Here is an 18,067-nt window from a genome sequence, read left to right on the forward strand (position 1 = left end):
TTTTCGGGTGGTGGCTTCTCTGTCCGTGGGGCGCCGGGGCCTTCCGGGCCTACGGGCTCCGCGGGTGGCGGGCCTCGCGGACCGGGGGCCGCCCGGGCAGCGGCGGACTCCCGGGATGCGGGGGCTTCCCGGGGTACGGGGGCGGGAGCTGCCCCAGGCGGTTCGGCTCCCTGCGCTCCAGGGCCCCGTCGACCAGCTCGCCTATCCGGGCGCTGGACCTGCGGGCCTCCAGATGGAGCCGCCCCACGTTGATCCGGGGCTCCGCGAGCAGCGTCAGGACGGCCGAGCCGCCCGCCGCGTACGTCGCCACGTAGCCGCTCTCGCCGCGTACGAGCAGCTCGCGGAAGCGACCCTGGCCGGTGGAGTCGGTCAGCCGCTGGCCGACGCCGAGCGCCGCCGCGGTCAGCGCGGCCACGCTCTCCGCCTCGCCGTCCACGGTGTCGTGGGCCAGGACGAGTCCGTCGGCGCTGGCCGCCAGGGCTCCGGTGAGCTGGGGCAGCCGCGCCCGCAGCCGTCTCAGCTCGCCGAGGACCTCGGCTTCTGCCGTCATGAGCTGTCTCCTCTCGGCGCGTATGCGCAGGGCACGCCTCATCACAGGTGTGCCTCCAGGGCGTCACGGAGCCGGCGCAGCAGGGCGATGTCGGGATCGGGCACCGGCAGGACGGGTAAGAGCGCCGGTGCCGGTGGCACGGGGTCGGGTCCGGGCGTGAGCGGGGTCTCGACGAGTCCGGCGGCGGCCAGCCGCCGCACGTCGAGGAGCGTGTGGAAGGCGGGGCGGCCGAGCAGCCGGGCCAGCTCCGCCGGGGTCCGCTCGCCGTCGGCCGCCGCGAGCAGGGCGCGCTGCCGCGAGCCCATGGTCTGGCCGGGGGCGGCGGGGCGGGGGACGACCGGGGCGGTGTCCACGGCGGGGTACGGCCAGACGGCGTCGAGGAGTTCGCGGCGGCGCACGGTCTCGCGCTCGACGGCCTCGGCCGAGACCGGCCGCACCGTGCCGAACCAGTGCCCCACCCCGTACCGGAAGCGGGTCGGGCCGCTGGTGGGGGAGAGGGCGAAGAAGGCGGCGTCGAAGACGGCGCCGAGGTGGCAGATCTCCAGCTCCCCGTCCTGGAGCCGGCCGCTGTCGACGAGGAAGCGGCCGACCGCGCGGTGGGCGCCGGCCCGGTCGACGGCCTCGTCCCAGTTCTCCCGGGGCAGCCGGCCGCCGGTGGTGAGGAGGACGTCGACGCCGGGGGCGGCGGGGCTCTCGGCGTGCACGACCCGGCCGTCCACGAGGTAGAGCGTGCCGTGGTCGCGCAGCAGGGCGCCGGTCGCCTTCTCGGCGGCGAGCCGGACCAGCATCGGGGAGACGGGGGTGGCGACGGCGCTCATCCGAGGACCAGCTTCTCGGCTATGTCGCGGAGCCGTATGCGGGCGAGGGCGAGGTTGCCGGTGTCGCGGTCGAGCCAGAGGTGGAGGAAGACGCTGCTGTCGAAGGAGGTCTCGACGAAGCGGAGGACGTGGTAGCCGGCCCGGGTGGTGACGATCAGGTCCTCGACGGGCGGCCCCTCGTCGTCCCCGGCCCCTCCGGCGTCCTCGTCGGTGGCCAGGAAGGTGTCGAACTCGGCCGCCGAGCGGGCCAGTTCGGCGGTCTCGGCGGCCGTGGTCTCGTGGTCCCCGACGGGGGAGTCGCCCGCCGTTCCCAGCGCCAGCCCGCTGGTCCAGTCGACCAGGGAGGCGCCCCGGGCACCCGGCAGGGTCATGGCCTCCGTCAGGCACTCGTCGATTCCGGGCACGCGGATTCCCCTCCCGATGCGGCGTGCGAACGTGCGGCAGTAACGGTGACGCTACTGAACGTTCCGGTCCGGGGGAGGTGTTCTGGCATTTTCCATCGGAACATGCCCGGGTCTGACGGAAATTGATCCCTTGCCCGGGGCGGAGGGATGTGGTGGGGCCGTCAGACCCGGGACTCCACCGCGTGCGCGATGTCCGACAGGTCCTTCGCGAGCGCCTTGGCGACGGCCTTCGCCCCGAAGCGGGCGAACAGCCGGCCGAGGAGGCCGGGGGCGCGGCCGTGCGCGGGCCGGGCGGAGAAGGTCATCCGCAGGACGGTGGACCCGTCCCCGCCGGGCGCGAGGGTGAGCTCGGAGACGTAGTGCATCCCGTGGGAGTCGGCGGCCGTGACGTACCGCTCGGGCGGCTCGCAGGCGGTGACGGTCATCTCCTCCGTGGCCTCCCGGCCCAGCATCCGCCGGGTCTCGCGCCAGCGCGTGCCCACGTCGAAGCCGCCCGGGGTGAGCACCTCCACCTTCTGGACGCCGGTCAGGACGCGGGGCAGGTCCGGCAGGTCGGTGATCGCCTCCCAGACCCGCCCGGCGGAGGCGGCGACCCGGCGCTCGACGACGACGGAGGTGGTGCCCGTATCCGTTCCAGTCATGCCTTCATGGAAGCCGGGGCGCGGGGGCGGCGCTACCGGACGGCCGGCCCTCTTTGTGTTCGACCCTCCGTTCGACCTCCTGCGCGTCCTCCCGTGCGGTCTTCTGCTCGGCCTTCTACTCGGCCTTCCGCGCGGCCTCCTGTGCGGCGGGCGGGCGCACCAGCGCGTCCGCCAGGTCCCCGCCCGCCTCGGCGACGACCTCGTCGAGCGTCTGGGGCCTGCGGACGGCCGTGAACGTCACCGTCCCGTCGTCCGCCGCGGCGAAGCCGTGGATCCCCGGCCTGAGCAGGCTGTTGTACGCGTAGTGGTGGGCGAAGTAGTACGCGCCGGTGTCCGGCACCGCCACCACGTCCCCCGGCCGCAGCAGCGGCAGCTCGCGGCCCGTGGCGAGCAGGTCCCCGGCGAAGCAGGCGGGGCCTGCCACGTCCTGGACCGCGCCTTCCCCGGTGTGGGGACGACCCTCGGAGTCGTACGCGAGGATCCGCAGCGGCCAGGAGGCGGGCGCGTAGACCGTACGGGTGGCGAGCTGCACGCCCGCGTGGGTGACGGCGATCGGGCGGCCCCCGGACGTCTTGGTGTACTCCACCCGGGCGAGGACCGTGCCGTGTTTGGCCAGAAGTGAGCGCCCGAACTCGGTGACGAGGCGGTAGCGGCCGTCGAAGAGGCCGGGGACGGTGGCGGCGAGCAGCCGCGCGTACTCCGCGTAGGTCGGCGTCTCCTCGTCGGAGGCGAAGTTCACCGGCAGGCCGCCGCCGATGTCGAGGGTGTCGACCTGCCGCCGGCCGGCGGCCCGGTTGATCTCCTCGGCCAGTGCGTACGCCTCCCCGACCCCCTCCGCCATCAGGGCGAGCGGCACGCCCTGGGAGCCGGTGTGGGTGTGCAGCCGGGTCAGCCACGGGCGGTCCAGGAAGGCCTGGACGACGGTCTTGCGGGCGCCCTCGTCGCGGAGCGCCACGCCGAACTTCGAGGTGGCCGTCGCGGTGGAGAGCGCGTCGATGGAACCGGCTCCGACCTGCGGGTTCACCCGGAGGCCGAGGGGCGAGGCGGTGGGGCCCGCGGCGACGAGGGCGTCGAGCCGGTCCAGCTCCTGGAGGTTGTCGGCGTTGACCGCGACCCCGAGCGCGAGGGCTCGGCGCAGCTCGGCCGGGGTCTTGGCGGGGGAGTCGAGCACGGTGTCGGCGGGCGGGATCCCGGCGGCGCGGGCGAGGGCCAGCTCGCCGGGGCTCGCCACCTCGGCCCCGATCCCGGCCTCGTGGAGCAGGCGCAGGACGGGGACGAGCGGGGCGGCCTTCACGGCGAAGGCGTGCAGCACGGGCGCGTCGGTGACGGCGGCGAAGGCGCTGGTCAGGGCGGCGGCGGAGGCGCGGATGCCGGCGGTGTCGAGGAGGGCGACGACCGGTTCGGCGGCGGAGAGGAGACCTTGGTCGACGGAGGCGCGGACGGCGAGATCGCGACGGGAGGGGGCCATGGGGCCATGGTCGGCCATCGAGTGCGGGAGCGGGAGGGGGCGGGCCCGCGCCCCGGGCCCTGTTGACTACAACTATTCATGCCGCCAGGATGTGAATATCTGAACGACATTCGAGGAGGCACCGCCATGTCAGGACCCCGCCCCGTACGGGCCCCGCGCGGTACGGAACTGAGCGCCCTGGGATGGCAGCAGGAGGCCGCCCTCCGGATGCTCCAGAACAACCTGGACCCCGAGGTCGCCGAGCACCCCGACAAGCTCGTCGTCTACGGCGGCACCGGCAAGGCCGCCCGCGACTGGCGCTCCTTCGACGCGATGGTCCGCACCCTGCGCACCCTCAAGCAGGACGAGACGATGCTCGTCCAGTCCGGCCGCCCGGTCGGCGTCATGCAGACCCACGAGTGGGCCCCCCGCGTCCTCATCGCCAACTCCAACCTGGTCGGCGACTGGGCGAACTGGGAGGAGTTCCGGCGCCTGGAGCAGCTCGGCCTCACCATGTACGGCCAGATGACGGCCGGCTCCTGGATCTACATCGGCACCCAGGGCATCCTCCAGGGCACGTACGAGACCTTCGCCGCCGTCGCCGCCAAGAAGTTCAACGGGACCCTCGCCGGGACCATCACCCTGACCGCCGGTCTCGGCGGCATGGGCGGCGCCCAGCCGCTCGCCGTGACGATGAACGACGGCGTCGCGATCTGTATCGACGTCGACCCGCGCGCCATCGAGCGCCGCATCGAGCACCGCTACCTGGACGTCAAGGCCGACTCCCTGGAGCACGCCCTCGCCCTGGCGACCGAGGCGCGCGACGCGCGCCGCCCGCTCTCCATCGGCCTCCTCGGCAACGCCGCCGAGCTGCTGCCCCGGATGCTGGCCGAGGGCGCCCCGATCGACATCGTCACGGACCAGACCTCCGCCCACGACCCGCTCTCCTACCTCCCCGTCGGCGTCGCCTTCGAGGACATGGCCGACGCGGCGGCGAAGGACCCGGCCGGGTTCACCACCCGGGCCCGCGAGTCGATGGCCCGGCACGTCGAGGCCATGGTCGGCTTCATGGACGCGGGCGCCGAGGTCTTCGACTACGGCAACTCGATCCGGGGCGAGGCCCAGCTCGCGGGCTACGACCGCGCCTTCGCCTTCCCGGGCTTCGTCCCGGCGTACATCCGTCCGCTGTTCTGCGAGGGCAAGGGGCCGTTCCGCTGGGCCGCGCTCTCCGGCGAGGCCTCGGACATCCACAAGACCGACAAGGCGATCCTCGACCTCTTCCCCGAGAACGAGTCGCTGCACCGCTGGATCAAGATGGCCGGCGAGCGCGTCCACTTCCAGGGCCTGCCCGCCCGCATCTGCTGGCTCGGCCAGGGCGAGCGCGACAAGGCCGGCGCCATGTTCAACGACATGGTCGCCGACGGCACCCTCGCCGCGCCCCTCGCCATCGGCCGCGACCACCTGGACTGCGGCTCGGTCGCCTCCCCGTACCGCGAGACCGAGGCCATGCTCGACGGCTCCGACGCCATCGCGGACTGGCCGCTGCTCAACGCCATGGTGAACGTCGCCTCCGGCGCCTCCTGGGTCTCCCTCCACCACGGCGGCGGCGTCGGCATGGGCCGCTCCATCCACGCGGGCCAGGTCTCGGTCGCCGACGGCACCGCCCTCGCGGGCGAGAAGATCCGCCGCGTCCTGACGAACGACCCGGGCATGGGCGTCATCCGGCACGTCGACGCGGGCTACGACATCGCGGAGCGGATCGCGGACGAGAAGGGCGTCCGCGTCCCGATGCGCGAGGGCGACGACGCTTCCGGGGCCTCCGGCTCCGGCGCCTCCGCGTCCGCCTCCGCCTCCGCGTCCGTTTCCGGGGAAGGCTCCGCGTGAGCGAGACCTTCCACGCCATGTGGCGGTCGCTGCGGCCCCTCGGCCGCAGCGCCGCCTCCGGTGGCTACCGCCGCTACGCCTGGACGGACGCCGACGCCGACTGCCGCCTCTGGTTCCGGATGCAGGCCGAGGCCCGCCGCCTGGACGTCGAGACCGACCGCAACGGCAACCAGTGGGCCTGGCTCGGCGACCCCACGGCGGGCGACGCCGTCGTCACCGGCTCCCACCTGGACTCCGTCCCCGACGGCGGCGCCTTCGACGGCCCCCTCGGCGTCGTCTCCTCCTTCGCCGCCCTCGACGAACTGCGCGCCCGGGGCGTCTCGTTCAAGCGCCCCCTCGCCATCGTCAACTTCGGCGACGAGGAGGGCGCCCGCTTCGGCCTCGCCTGCGTCGGCTCCCGGCTCACCGCCGGACGCCTGACGAAGGAGCAGGCGTACGAGCTGCGCGACGGCGACGGGATCAGCCTCCCGCAGGCCATGGAGGCCGCCGGGTACGACCCCGACGCCATCGGCCCCGACCCGGAGCGGCTCGCCCGCATCGGCGCCTTCGTCGAACTGCACGTCGAGCAGGGCCGGGCCCTGGACCTGTCCGGCGACCCGATCGGCATCGCCTCCTCCATCTGGCCGCACGGCCGCTGGCGGTACGACTTCGCGGGCGAGGCCAACCACGCGGGCACCACCCGGCTCGTGGACCGCCGCGACCCGATGCTCACCTACGCCGAGACCGTCCTCGCCGCCCGCCGCGAGGCCGAACTCGCGGGCGCCGTCGCCACCTTCGGAAAGATCGCGGTCGAGCCCAACGGCGTCAACGCCATCCCCTCCCTCGTGCGCGGCTGGCTCGACGCGCGCGCCGCCGACCAGGGCGCCCTGGACGCGGTCGTCGCGGGCGTCGAGACGGCGGCCCGCGACTATGCCGACCGCCACGGCATCGACCTCACGGTCGTCCGCGAGTCCTTCACCCCGGTCGTGGACTTCTCGCACGCCCTGCGCGACGAGCTGTCCCGGATCCTGGGCGACGCCGCCGCCACCGGCACCACGGGTATCACGGGGCCCTCGGGCAAGGTCCCGGTCCTCGGCACCGGCGCGGGCCACGACGCGGGCATTTTGTCCGAATCGATCCCGACCGCCATGCTGTTCGTACGGAACCCCACGGGCGTCTCGCACTCCCCGGCCGAGTTCGCGGCCGAGGACGACTGCCTGGCCGGGGTCCGCGCACTCGCCGACGTACTGGAGGAGCTGGCGTGCCGCTGACGACCACGTACTGGCTGGAGCACGCCTGGATCGACCCCGTGGTCGAGCCGGGCGTCGCCCTGGAGGTGGCAGACGGCCGGATCGCGACGGTCCGCACGGGCGTCGACGCCCCGCCCCCGGGCGCGGAGATCCTGCGCGGCCTGACGGTCCCGGGCCTGGCCAACGCCCACTCGCACGCCTTCCACCGCGCCCTGCGCGGCACGGTCCAGGTCGGCTCCGGCACCTTCTGGACCTGGCGCGACACCATGTACAAGATCGCCCAGCGCCTCACCCCCGACAGCTACTTCGCCCTCGCCCGCGCGGTGTACGCGGAGATGGCGCTCGCCGGCATCACCTCCGTCGGCGAGTTCCACTACCTCCACCACGCCCCCGGCGGCACCCCGTACGCCGACCCCAACGCCATGGGCGAGGCCCTGATCGCGGCCGCCGCCGAGGCGGGCATCCGCATCACCCTCCTCGACACCGCCTACCTCTCCTCCGGCTTCGGCGCCCCGCCCGAGCACCACCAGCTCCGCTTCACCGACGGCACGGCCGACGCCTGGGCCGAGCGGGTCTCGGCCCTCAAGGAGCGGGACGGCGTACGGATCGGGGCGGCGATCCACTCCGTACGGGCGGTCCCGGCGGACCAGCTGGCCACGGTCGCCGACTGGGCCCGGCGCCGGGAGGCCCCCCTCCACGTCCACCTCTCGGAGCAGACCGCCGAGAACGACGCCTGCCTGGCGGCCCACGGCCTCACCCCCACGCAGCTCCTGGCGGAACACGGCGTGCTCGGCCCCCGGACGACGGGCGTCCACAACACCCACCTCACCCCCGGCGACATCGCCCTCCTCGGCTCGTCCTCCACCGGCACCTGCATGTGCCCGACGACCGAACGCGACCTCGCGGACGGCATCGGCCCGGCGGTGGACCTCCAGCGCGCCGGCTCCCCCCTCTCCCTGGGCAGCGACAGCCACGCGGTCGTCGACATCCTCGAAGAGGCGCGGGCCATGGAGCTGAACGAACGCCTGCGCACCCACATCCGGGGCCACTGGACGGCGGCCGCGCTGCTCCGCGCGGCGACGGCGGACGGCCACGCGGCCCTCGGCCTGCGGGAGGCGGGCGAGCTGACGCCGGGCGCCCTCGCCGACTTCACGACGATCGCCCTGGACTCCGTCAGGACAGCGGGACCGGCACCGCGTCTGGCAGCCGAGACGGCGGTATTCGCAGCGTCGGCAGCGGACGTGCGGCACACGGTCGTGGGCGGCCGCCACGTCGTACGGGACGGGGCCCACCGGTCCGTGCCGGACGTGCCCCGGGCCCTCGCCGACTCGATCGCCGCCCTGCGCGGCTGAAGGAGACACCCCTCATCATGAACACCGGCCCCGAGGCGAGGAACAGCGCGGCGGCGACCTCCGCCCCCACGAGCGCGAACAGCGCCGTGGCGGCGCCCGCCACCGCCATCGTCAACATCGCCAGCCTGGTCACGAACGACCCCTCCCTCGGTGACGGGACCCCCCTGGGCCTGATCCAGAACGCGGCCGTCGTCATCGAAGGCGACCGCGTCGTCTGGGTCGGTGAATCCAGCAAAGCACCCGCCACTGACAACCGGTTCGACGCGGACGGCCGGGCCGTGATCCCCGGCTTCGTCGACTCCCACTCGCACCTGGTCTTCGCGGGCGACCGCACGGCCGAGTTCAACGCCCGCATGTCCGGGCAGCCGTACAAGGCGGGCGGCATCCGCACGACGGTGGCGGCGACCCGCGCGGCGAGCGACGAGGCCCTGTCGGCGAACGTCGCCCGCTACCTGCGCGAGGCCCTCGCCCAGGGCACGACCACCTTCGAGACCAAGTCCGGCTACGGCCTGACGGTCGAGGACGAGGCCCGCGCGCTGCGCATCGCCGCCGAGCACACGGACGAGGTCACCTACCTCGGCGCGCACATCGTCTCCCCGGACTACGCCGACGACCCGGCGGCCTACGTCGACCTGGTGACGGGCGAGATGCTCGACGCCTGCGCCCCGTACGCCCGCTGGGTGGACGTCTTCTGCGAGAAGGGCGCCTTCGACGGCGACCAGGCCCGCGCGATCCTCACCGCCGGCAGGGCGAAGGGCCTCCACCCCCGCATCCACGCCAACCAGCTCTCGTACGGCCCCGGCGTCCAGCTGGCGGTGGAACTGGACGCGGCGAGCGCGGACCACTGCACGCACCTGACGGACGCGGACGTGGACGCCCTGGCCTCGGGGAACACGGTCGCCACGCTCCTCCCGGGCGCGGAGTTCTCCACCCGCGCCGAGTGGCCGGACGCCCGCCGCCTCCTGGACGCGGGCGTCACGGTCGCCCTCTCCACCGACTGCAACCCGGGCTCCTCCTTCACCTCCTCCGTCCCCTTCTGCATCGCCCTGGCGGTCCGGGACATGGGCATGACCCCCGACGAAGCCCTCTGGTCCGCCACGGCCGGCGGCGCGGCCGCCCTCCGCCGCACCGACGTCGGCCGCCTCACCCCCGGCACCCGAGCCGACCTCACCCTCCTGAACGCCCCGTCCCACGTCCACCTGGCCTACCGGCCGGGCGTGCCGCTGGTGGCGGGGGTGTGGAGGAGGGGTGTGAGGGTGGTCTGAGGGGCGGGGCCGGAAACCCGCGCGACCCGAGCGACCGGTCGTACCGATGGCCGCAGCGCGTGGGGAGGTGGTCCTCCCGTGGGGAGGCAGGGAAGCGGGGCCGGGCCTGCCGGAGCGCATCGGTGAATACGCCGTCGAGCGGGAGCTCGGGGCCGGTGGGACGGGGACCGTGCATCCGGCGCGGTCGCGGGGCGGGCGGCCCGTGGCCGTCGAGGTCGACCGGCCCGAGCCGGACGCCGGTCCGCACTTCCGGGAGCGGTTCCGTCAGGACCCGTTCGGCCGGTGGCCGAGCACGTTGACCACCCGGCCGTCCGGGTCCCGTACGAAGAAGCGCCGGACGCCCCACTCCTCGTCCGTCAGCGGGTGCACGACCTCCGCGCCCGCCGCCCGCACCGCCGCGTACACCGCGTCCACGTCCTCCACCTCCACGCTCAGGTCGGGGGAGACGGGGGCCGTCAGGTCCGCGCCCATCAGGCTGACCTGGGCGGCGGGCACGGCCGGCGAGGCGAGGGTGGCGATCCAGCCGTGGTCCATGACCTGCTCGAAGCCGAGGAGACCGTAGAAGTCCCTGTTCTCGCGCGGGGATTCGGTACGGAGGTTGGGGACTACGCGGCGCACGCTCATCGGGGACTCCTCGGTAGGGGGAACGGTGTTCAGTGGAACGCGTGGACCACCCGGATCTCCCCCACGACATGCGCGTTGAACTCCTCCAGCTCCTCCGCCGGCACCCACAGTTCGAGGATCGTCCGTCCGCCCGCCCGCTGGACCGGGTACCTGCGCAGGAACTCCGCGTCGACCTCGAAGCGCGTGACGAAGCCCGCGCCGTCGTGCTTGACGTTCCAGTCGCGGGCGATCCGGATCGCGTAGTCCTCGTTCAGGACCGGATAGAAGATCGGCTGCTCGGGGAGGCGGGGAGGCCAGGCGCGCCAGCCCGACTCCCGGACGAGGGCCAGCTCCGCGGGGCCCGTGGGGCGCCAGAGGGTCGTCGTCGGGCGGGGGGTGGTCATGGCGGTGCCTTCGTTCCGGGGCCGGGGCGGGGACAGGGGCGGCCGACGGTACCGGGGACCCGCGCGCCGCCGCCACGGGGTTTCCGGGGCGGGGGTGGGAAGGTCCCGTACCCGTAGGGGACTTCGACCTGTCCCCACCTTCACGGGTTGGTCACGGAAAGACCGAGTATCCCTGTCTCCGAGCGTTGCGGACGGGTACCGTCCTGTCCTGGCAGGACTCAGGGGGGAAGACCGGGGGGTCGGCAGGGTGAGCGCTGTCCACATGCGGGTCGTGAGGCCGGGGGAGCTGAGCGCGCGCGAGGTCGAGGCGTGGCGGGAGCTGCGGGCCAAGTCCGGCGCGCCCGCCAATCCCTTCATGGAGCCGGAGTTCACGCGCGTGGTCGCCGAGGTGCGGCCCCGGGCGCGGGTCGCCGTCTGGTGGGAGGGGGACGAGCCCGTCGGGTTCTTCCCGTACGAGAAGGGGCCGTTGGGGCAGGGACGGGCCATCGGGTTCGGCGTCTCCGACAGCCAGGGGGCCGTCCTGCGGGACGGGCTGCGGCCCGGCGCGCGCGCCCTGCTGCGCCACTGCGGGCTCGCCGGCTGGAAGTTCGACAACCTGGAGGACGGCCAGCCCGTCTTCGAGGGCGCCGCCGTCGAGTCCTTCGCCTCGCCCGTGATCGACGTCGGCGAGGGGTACGCCGCCTACGAGGCCCTCCTGCGCGTCCAGTCGCCCAAGTTCCTCAAGACCACCCTCGCCAAGGAACGGCGGCTCGCCCGCCGGGCCGACGGCGAGGTCCGCTTCGTCTTCGACGAGCGCGACCCGGCGGCCCTGCGCACCCTCATGGAGTGGAAGTCCGCCCAGTACCGCAGGACCGGCCGACGCGACCGCTTCGCCAAGGAGTGGATCACCGCCCTCGTCCGCCGCCTGCACGCCCTCCGCACGCCCGGCTGCTCCGGCGTCCTCTCCGTGCTGTACGCGGGCGAGCGGCCCGTCGCCGCCCACTTCGGGCTCCGGTCCGCGACCGTCCTGTCCTGCTGGTTCCCCGCGTACGACCCCGAGTTCGCCAAGTACTCGCCCGGCCTCGTCCTCCACCTGCGGATGGCCGAGGCCGCGGCCGCCGCCGGGATCGGCGTGCTCGACCTGGGGCGCGGCGACGCCGAGTACAAGGACGCCCTCAAGACCGGGGAGCTGACCGTGTACGAGGGGGCCGTCGTCCGGCCCGGCGTCCGCGCCGCCCTCCACTGGGTGGGACGCGAGCCCGCCCGGCGCTTCCACTCCTTCGTCCGCGAGCGCCCCGCCCTCGCCGCCCGGGGCCGGACCGCCCTCAACCGGATCGCCCGCCTGCGGGGCGAGCGCTGACCCTCCCGCGCCCCCGTCCGTACGTCACGTCCCCGGGAGATCCCCGTTGAACCACCCCGCCCCCCTCCCCCGTCCCCTCTCCGTCGCCGAGCTCGACCTCGCCGCGCCCGGGGGGCCCGTCCTGTCGTTCCGGCCCGCGCCCGGCGGACCGGAGGTGAAGGCCGGTGACGTCTACGCGCTCGTACGGCTCCGGGGGCGGCCCGCCGCCACCGTCGTCGGCACCGTCGCGGACGGCGAGGACCCCGCCGGGGTGCTCGCCGCCCTCGCCCGGGAACGGCTCGCCCGGACCGCGCCCCTCTCCGACGCCGAGCGGTTCGCCGAGCGATTCGCCGAGCGGTTCGCGGAGAGCCGGGAGGAGGGCGGCGCGGACGCCCCGCCCCGCACCTCCGTCGTCGTCGCCACCCGCGAGCGCCCCGAGCAGCTCGCCCGCGCCCTCGACTCGCTCCTCGCCCAGGACCACCCGGACTTCGAGCTGATCGTCGTCGACAACGCGCCCCGCACCGGGGACACCCGGGACCTGGTCGTCCGGAAGTACGCCGACCGCGTCCGGTACGTCCGCGAGGACGTCCCCGGCCTCGCCGTCGCCCACAACACCGGGCTCGCCGCCGCCGACGGCACCGTCGTGGCCTTCACCGACGACGACGTCGTCGCCGACCCGCACTGGCTCACCGCCCTCACCGAGCCCTTCGCCGCCGATCCCGGCCTCGGCTGCGTCACCGGCCTGATCCTGCCCGCCCGGCTCGCCACCCCCGCCCAGGTCCTCCTCGAATCGCACGGCGGCTTCGCCAAGGGCTTCGCCCCCCGTCTGTACGACCCGGCCCGGCCGCCCGCCGACGAACCCCTCTTCCCGTTCACCGCCGGCAGCTTCGGCTCCGGCGCCAACATGGCCTTCCGCGCCGACGCCCTGCGCCGGGCCGGCGGCTTCGACCCCGCCACCGGCACGGGGACCGCCGCGAAGGGCGGCGACGACCTGTACGCCTTCGTCGCCGTCCTCTCCGCCGGCTTCCGCCTCCGCTACACCGCGCGGGCCCTCGTCTGGCACCACCACCGCGACACCTGGCAGGACCTGCGGAACCAGGCGTACGGCTACGGCGCCGGCCTCACCGCGTACCTCACCGCGACCCTGGTCCGCAGGCCCCGGCTGCTGCCCGCGCTCCTCGCCCGACTGCCGCGTGGCCTCGCGCACGCCCGTACGATGACCGCCCGGCGAGGGGAGGCTCCCGACGGGGGTGTTCCCGGCGAGCACGGCACCCACCACCACCCCTGGCCTCGCAGCCTCTCCCGACTGGAGCGACGCGGCATGTTCTACGGCCCGCTCGGCTACGCCAAGGCCCGCCTGCGGAAGGGGGGTTCCCGATGACGCGCACGTCCGGACGGTCCCGGGCGCCCCGCGCCCCCCGGGTCCTCATACCGGTCCTGCTCTACCACGCCGTGATGGAGGACCCGCCGGACTGGATCGCCGAATTCACCGTCTCGCCGAAGGAGTTCGCCGCCCAGCTCAACGCGATCGTCGCCTGCGGCCGCACCGCCGTCACCGTCGGCACCCTCGTCGATCACCTCACCACCGGCACCCCGCTGCCGCCCCGGCCCGTCGTCCTCACCTTCGACGACGGCTTCGCCGACCTGGCCGGGCCGACCGCCGAGGCCCTCGCCTCGCGCGGCCTCCCGTCCACCGCGTACCTGACCACGGGCGCCATCACCCCCGGCCGGCCCTGTCTGCTGCCGCCCGCGCCGATGATGACCCTCTCCCAGGCGCCGCGCCTGGAGCAGTACGGGATGGAGATCGGCGCCCACACCGTCACCCACCCGCAGCTCGACACCCTCGCGCCGAACGCCCTGCGCCGCGAACTGCGCGAGGCGAAGACGGTCCTGGAGGACGTGCTCGGGCACGAGGTCGCGCACCTCGCCTATCCGCACGGCTACAACAGCCCGGCCGTCCGGCGGGCCGCCGAGGCCGCCGGGTACGCCTCGGCGGTCGCCGTGCGGCACGCGCTCAGCTCCGGCACGGACGAGGTCTACCGCATCGCCCGGCTCATCCTGCGCCGGAGCCACACCGTCGCCGACGTCGAGCGGTGGATGGAGGGGCGGGGCGCGAAGGCCGCGCCCTACCCGGACTCGCTGCCCACCGTCGGCTGGCGGATGTACCGCAGGGCCCGCGCCCTGCTCAAGGGACCCGAGTTCGCGGGCTGAGCAGCGCCCGCAAGAGCAGTGGGAGATCAGCAACCCCGGCCTTCACGGCCGGTGTTGGACGCACCGACGAGACCGAAGTACCTTCCGTACTTCGCCGAAAGGGACAGTTCGTGGGGGGAGAGGCCGTGCAGCGTCAGGTGCCCGCACCGGTGACCGGGAGTGGTGCGCCGTCGCGACCCTCCACGACGGGCGGGGAGGAACCGGGGGAGGAGACCTTCCGGGAATCCCCGGAGTCCCGGGACTCTTTGGAGCCCCAGGAGACCCAGGAGTCCCCTGAGCCCAAGGGGCCCGCCCCTGCGGGGGCCAAGAACGGAACCGGCACCGAGACCGGGGTCGAGGCCGCCTCGGGGGCCGCTACCGGAGCCGCCCCGGCTCCCGCCACCACCGGAACCGTCCCCGATGCCGGAACCGTCCCCGCTCCCGGCTCGGGGAGCGCCCCCGCCGCCGGGACCGCCCCTGCCTCCGTCACCGGAACCGGAACCGCCCCCGGCTCAGGGACCGGAACCGCCTCCGGCACCGGAACCACCCCCACTCCCAGCGGGCCCCGCTCCCTCACCTCCCTCACCGCCCTCCGTTCCCCCGACGCACTCAACCTCCTCCCCCTCCTCCTCGCCGCCGCGCTCTGGGCCTGGGCGCTGCCCCGGATCGACTTCCGGAACATCGCGGAGTTCGGGCTCCTCGACCGCTTCCCGCTCACCTTCTACGCCTCGCTCGCCGTCCTGACCGGCGGCTTCGTCCTCACCCTGCGCCGGGCCGGCACCGCCCCGCTCTGGCCCGCCACCTACTGCGCGGCGATGCTCTTCGCGCTCAAGGCGCCGCCCGCGATCCTCTACGACAACGTCCGGTACGCCTGGGCGTCCAAGCACGACGCGATCATCAGCCGGCTGCTGGACCAGGGGACCGTCCACCCGGGGACCGAGCTCTCCGGCGGCATGTCCGCCTACGACCAGTGGCCCGGCTTCTTCTCCCTCGACGCCGCCCTCGTCCGGGCCTTCGGCGTCGACGCCGCCGCGTCCTTCATCAACTGGGCCCCGGTCGCCCTCGGCCTGCTCACCGTCCCCGTCCTCATCCTCGTCTACCGCACGTTCAGCGACGACTGGCGGCTCGTGTGGACCGGCGTGTGGATCTTCCAGCTGGCGAACTGGGTCGGCCAGGACTACCTGTCCCCGCAGGGCTTCTCGTACCTGCTCTACCTCACCGTCTTCGCCGTCGTCGTCCGCCACTTCGTGCTGCCCGGCTCGGCGGGCCCGCTGCGCGACCGGAGCACGCTCGACCCGGCCGCCTCCGCCGTCCCGCCGCCCACCACCACCCGGCAGCGGGCGATCGCCGTCCTGATCCTGCTGCCGGTGATCGCGACCATCAACGCCAGCCACCAGCTGACCCCGATCATGCTGTGCGCGACGCTCTTCGCCCTCTGCCTCACCCGCCGCTACCGCAACATCGGACTCCTCGTCACCAGCGGCCTCGTCATGCTGGCCTGGAACCTCACCATGGGCCGGGAGCTCTTCCTGGAGACCCTCGGCACCCTGCGCGAGAAGGCCGGCGACCTGCTCGCCAACTCCCGCCCCGGCTTCGCGGGCGACCCCACGGGCCCCGGCCCCGAGCTCGTCGGCAGCGCCAACATCCTGATGGTGCTCTCCCTCGGCGGCCTCGCCGTCGCCGCCGTGCTGCTCCGCCGCAAACTGGCCCGCAGCGCCCTGCCGCTCGTCCTGGCCGCCGCCGCGCCGCTGCCGATGTTCGCCGTCAACGACTACGGCGGCGAGATGGTCTTCCGCGTCTACCTCTTCGGCCTGCCCGGCTCCGCGTTCTTCGCCGCCGCCGCGCTCGTCCCCGCCGTCGGGGCCGCGAGCCGCGCCGCCACGGCCGCCCGCCGCGTGGCCGCCGTCGCCCTGCCCGTCACCCTGATCGCCATGCTGGCCGGCTTCCTGCCCTCGTACTACGGCAAGGAGGGGATGCACTACGCGCCGCCCGGCGAGACCGCGCTCACCCGCCGCGCCTTCGACCGGGCGCCCGAGGGCTCCCTGTTCCTCGCCGCGACCGGCGCCTTCCCCGACGCGTACTACCGCTACGACCGGTACGAGCGCTGGTTCTTCACCGAGCAGGAGGTCGACGAGAACCTGCGGATGCTGAAGGATCCGGCCTCCTACCTCGCCGGCGGCATCCCCGAGGGCAAGCCCGCCTACGTGCTCCTCACCCGCACCCAGGGCGAGGCCGTCATCGGCGAGGGCTACCTCCCGGCCGGCGGCTTCGACCGGCTCCGGGCCGCCCTCAAGCGCTCCCCGCTCTTCGAGGTCGTGGAGGAGAACGAGTACGGCCTCGTCCTGCGCCACCGGCCCGCCGGCGGCGGATGAGCCCCCACCCCCAGAGCACACCCGAGCCCAGAGCACCCCCACCCCCAGAGCACACCCGAGCCCGAGGAGCAGGTACCCGCCATGGCCCACCCACGCCTGACCCCGCGCGTCCAGCGCAGAGCCGCCCTCGCGGCCTCCGGCTGGGTCGCCCTCGCCGCGACGGCGTTCCCCGGCGGCTCCCCGCTGCGCTGGATCCCCGTCCTCGCCTTCGTCTCCCTCGCGCCCGGCCTCGCCCTGCTGCTCCCGCAGCCGGTCGGCCTCCGCCCCGGCGCCCGCCTGGAGGCCCTGGCGCTCGCCGCGCCGGTCAGCCTCTCCGTCGCCACGCTCACCGCGACCGCGATGTTCCTCTCGCAGGCCTTCTCGCTGACCTTCTTCCTGGTGGTCCTGGCGCTCTTCGTGACCGTCGCCTCCGTCCTGCCCGGCGTGCCCCTCCCGGCCGCCACGCGCGGGGCCGTCGAGCGCGACGGCGCCCGCGTCCCGCTGCCGCGCAAACGCGGGGCCGGTGGGGGCGGATGACCGGGCGGCAGGCGGGCTCCGGGACCGCGTCCCGGATCGCCGTCGCCCTCGCGGCCGTCGGCGCGCTGACCGCGGGCATCGGCGTCTGGTCGGCCCTGCGCGAGGGCGAGGGGAGGGACTGCGCCCCCGACGCCGTCCTCGCCCCGCCGTGCGGGGCCTGGTGGGGCGCCTACATCCCGTACGACGAGGACAGCTCGCTCACCCGGCCCGTGCACGCCTTCGAGAAGAAGATCGGCCGGAAGCTCGACCTCGTCTACACGTACCACGACATGTCGGGCAGCGAGGCCGACGGGCAGCTCCTGACCCCCGACGAGGTCGAGCTCGGCCGCGAGCGGCTCCTCATGCTCGCCTGGGAGTCCACGGTCTGGACCGAGAAGCACCACGCGAACTGGACCGAGCGACAGCTCGGCTGGAAGAACATCGCCGCCGGGACGTACGACGCCTCCGTCATCGACCCGCAGGCGCTGCGCGTCAAGGCGTACGGCAAGCGGGTCTTCTTCTCCTTCGACCAGGAGGCCGACTTCCGCATCCCGGAGGGCGCCGGGACCCCGGAGGAGTACGTCGCCGCCTACCGGCACGTCCGCGACCGCTTCGAGGAGCTCGGCGTCACCAACGTCGTGTGGGTGTGGACCGTCTCCGGCTGGCTCGGCAACGCGGAGACGATGAAGCGGCTGTACCCCGGCGACGACTACGTCGACTGGATCGGCATGGACCAGTACAACTACTACCTCTGCCACAAGTCGCCGGACTGGCTGGACTTCGACCGGAGCCAGCGCCCCAGCTACGACTGGATGCGGAAGAACGTCTCCGCCGACAAGCCGATCATGCTCTCCGAGTTCTCCACCGCCCCCGACCCGGAGCGGCCCGAGCGGCAGCGCGACTGGTACGCGAAGATCCCGGAGGTGGCGCCGACGCTGCCGGAGGCACGCGCGTACGTGCACTGGAACCGGGAGGTTCCCGGCCCCGGCTGCGACCTGACCGTCAACAAGGGCCCGGGCCTTGAGGGCTACCGGACGGCCGGGCAGGACCCGTACTTCCGGCAGGACGTGCCCGACCGCTGACCCCCGGGCACGT

The 18,067-nt window shown here is 74.4% G+C and carries 17 protein-coding genes; 10 read left to right on the top strand and 7 right to left on the bottom strand.

Annotated elements, in window-relative coordinates; genetic code table 11:
- Positions 1-49: 49 nt before the first annotated feature.
- The 5 genes from ACIQD7_RS26605 to ACIQD7_RS26625 all read right to left on the bottom strand — a co-directional run bounded on the left by ACIQD7_RS26605 (position 50) and on the right by ACIQD7_RS26625 (position 3,881).
- Positions 50-550, bottom strand: coding sequence for a roadblock/LC7 domain-containing protein (locus ACIQD7_RS26605; protein WP_161371897.1), 501 nt, complete (start codon positions 548-550; stop codon positions 50-52).
- Between the two features lie 41 nt (positions 551-591).
- A complete protein-coding gene (locus ACIQD7_RS26610) occupies positions 592-1,368 on the bottom strand; it encodes a transcriptional regulator (RefSeq protein ID WP_121829814.1) in 777 nt (258 codons plus the stop codon).
- On the bottom strand, positions 1,365-1,772 hold the full coding sequence (locus ACIQD7_RS26615; RefSeq protein WP_121829815.1) for a hypothetical protein: 408 nt from the start codon (positions 1,770-1,772) through the stop codon (positions 1,365-1,367). The genes ACIQD7_RS26610 and ACIQD7_RS26615 overlap by 4 nt, the downstream gene beginning before the upstream one ends.
- Positions 1,773-1,933: 161 nt before the next feature.
- Entirely contained in the window at positions 1,934-2,413 is a 480-nt protein-coding gene (locus ACIQD7_RS26620) for an SRPBCC family protein (protein WP_402444827.1), read from the bottom strand.
- A gap of 115 nt (positions 2,414-2,528) precedes the next feature.
- Complete coding sequence (locus ACIQD7_RS26625) at positions 2,529-3,881, bottom strand: diaminopimelate decarboxylase (protein ID WP_402444829.1); 1,353 nt, start codon at positions 3,879-3,881, stop codon at positions 2,529-2,531.
- A 126-nt stretch (positions 3,882-4,007) separates the two neighbouring features.
- On the opposite strand from ACIQD7_RS26625, the gene hutU reads away from it, so the two are divergent.
- The 4 genes from hutU to hutI are packed head-to-tail and all read left to right on the top strand — an operon-like array spanning position 4,008 to position 9,590.
- A complete protein-coding gene (hutU, locus tag ACIQD7_RS26630; RefSeq protein WP_402444830.1) occupies positions 4,008-5,744 on the top strand; it encodes a urocanate hydratase in 1,737 nt (578 codons plus the stop codon).
- Between the two features lie 17 nt (positions 5,745-5,761).
- On the top strand, positions 5,762-6,994 hold the full coding sequence (locus ACIQD7_RS26635) for an allantoate amidohydrolase (RefSeq protein WP_402444909.1): 1,233 nt from the start codon (positions 5,762-5,764) through the stop codon (positions 6,992-6,994).
- A complete protein-coding gene (locus tag ACIQD7_RS26640) occupies positions 6,985-8,325 on the top strand; it encodes a formimidoylglutamate deiminase (RefSeq protein WP_402444832.1) in 1,341 nt (446 codons plus the stop codon). Before ACIQD7_RS26635 ends, ACIQD7_RS26640 begins: the two co-directional genes overlap by 10 nt.
- A 17-nt stretch (positions 8,326-8,342) precedes the next feature.
- Positions 8,343-9,590, top strand: coding sequence for an imidazolonepropionase (gene hutI, locus ACIQD7_RS26645; RefSeq protein WP_402444833.1), 1,248 nt, complete (start codon positions 8,343-8,345; stop codon positions 9,588-9,590).
- Between the two features lie 264 nt (positions 9,591-9,854).
- Here the strand turns inward: hutI and ACIQD7_RS26650 are convergent, their stop codons facing one another.
- Positions 9,855-10,214 (bottom strand): VOC family protein, encoded by a 360-nt coding sequence (locus ACIQD7_RS26650; protein WP_402444835.1) that lies wholly within the window; start codon positions 10,212-10,214, stop codon positions 9,855-9,857.
- A gap of 29 nt (positions 10,215-10,243) precedes the next feature.
- Positions 10,244-10,597, bottom strand: coding sequence for a hypothetical protein (locus ACIQD7_RS26655; protein WP_402444837.1), 354 nt, complete (start codon positions 10,595-10,597; stop codon positions 10,244-10,246).
- Positions 10,598-10,859: 262 nt separating this feature from the next.
- Between ACIQD7_RS26655 and ACIQD7_RS26660 the strand changes: the two genes are divergently transcribed.
- The 6 genes from ACIQD7_RS26660 to ACIQD7_RS26685 all read left to right on the top strand — a co-directional run bounded on the left by ACIQD7_RS26660 (position 10,860) and on the right by ACIQD7_RS26685 (position 18,054).
- The gene (locus tag ACIQD7_RS26660) at positions 10,860-11,936 is read left to right on the top strand and encodes a GNAT family N-acetyltransferase (protein ID WP_402444911.1); all 1,077 of its coding nucleotides are present in this window, start codon (positions 10,860-10,862) and stop codon (positions 11,934-11,936) included.
- A gap of 46 nt (positions 11,937-11,982) precedes the next feature.
- Positions 11,983-13,296, top strand: coding sequence for a glycosyltransferase (locus ACIQD7_RS26665; protein WP_402444839.1), 1,314 nt, complete (start codon positions 11,983-11,985; stop codon positions 13,294-13,296).
- Positions 13,293-14,126, top strand: a complete 834-nt coding sequence (locus ACIQD7_RS26670) for a polysaccharide deacetylase family protein (RefSeq protein ID WP_402444841.1) — start codon at positions 13,293-13,295, stop codon at positions 14,124-14,126. Before ACIQD7_RS26665 ends, ACIQD7_RS26670 begins: the two co-directional genes overlap by 4 nt.
- 245 nt (positions 14,127-14,371) lie before the next feature.
- On the top strand, positions 14,372-16,477 hold the full coding sequence (locus tag ACIQD7_RS26675; protein WP_402444842.1) for a hypothetical protein: 2,106 nt from the start codon (positions 14,372-14,374) through the stop codon (positions 16,475-16,477).
- Between the two features lie 81 nt (positions 16,478-16,558).
- On the top strand, positions 16,559-16,993 hold the full coding sequence (locus tag ACIQD7_RS26680) for a hypothetical protein (protein ID WP_383411459.1): 435 nt from the start codon (positions 16,559-16,561) through the stop codon (positions 16,991-16,993).
- Positions 16,990-18,054 (top strand): glycosyl hydrolase, encoded by a 1,065-nt coding sequence (locus ACIQD7_RS26685; RefSeq protein WP_402444845.1) that lies wholly within the window; start codon positions 16,990-16,992, stop codon positions 18,052-18,054. The genes ACIQD7_RS26680 and ACIQD7_RS26685 overlap by 4 nt, the downstream gene beginning before the upstream one ends.
- Positions 18,055-18,067: the final 13 nt, after the last annotated feature.

Origin of the sequence: Streptomyces sp. NPDC093071 (genome assembly GCF_044754545.1) — a bacterium.
Classification (GTDB): Bacteria; Actinomycetota; Actinomycetes; order Streptomycetales; family Streptomycetaceae; genus Streptomyces.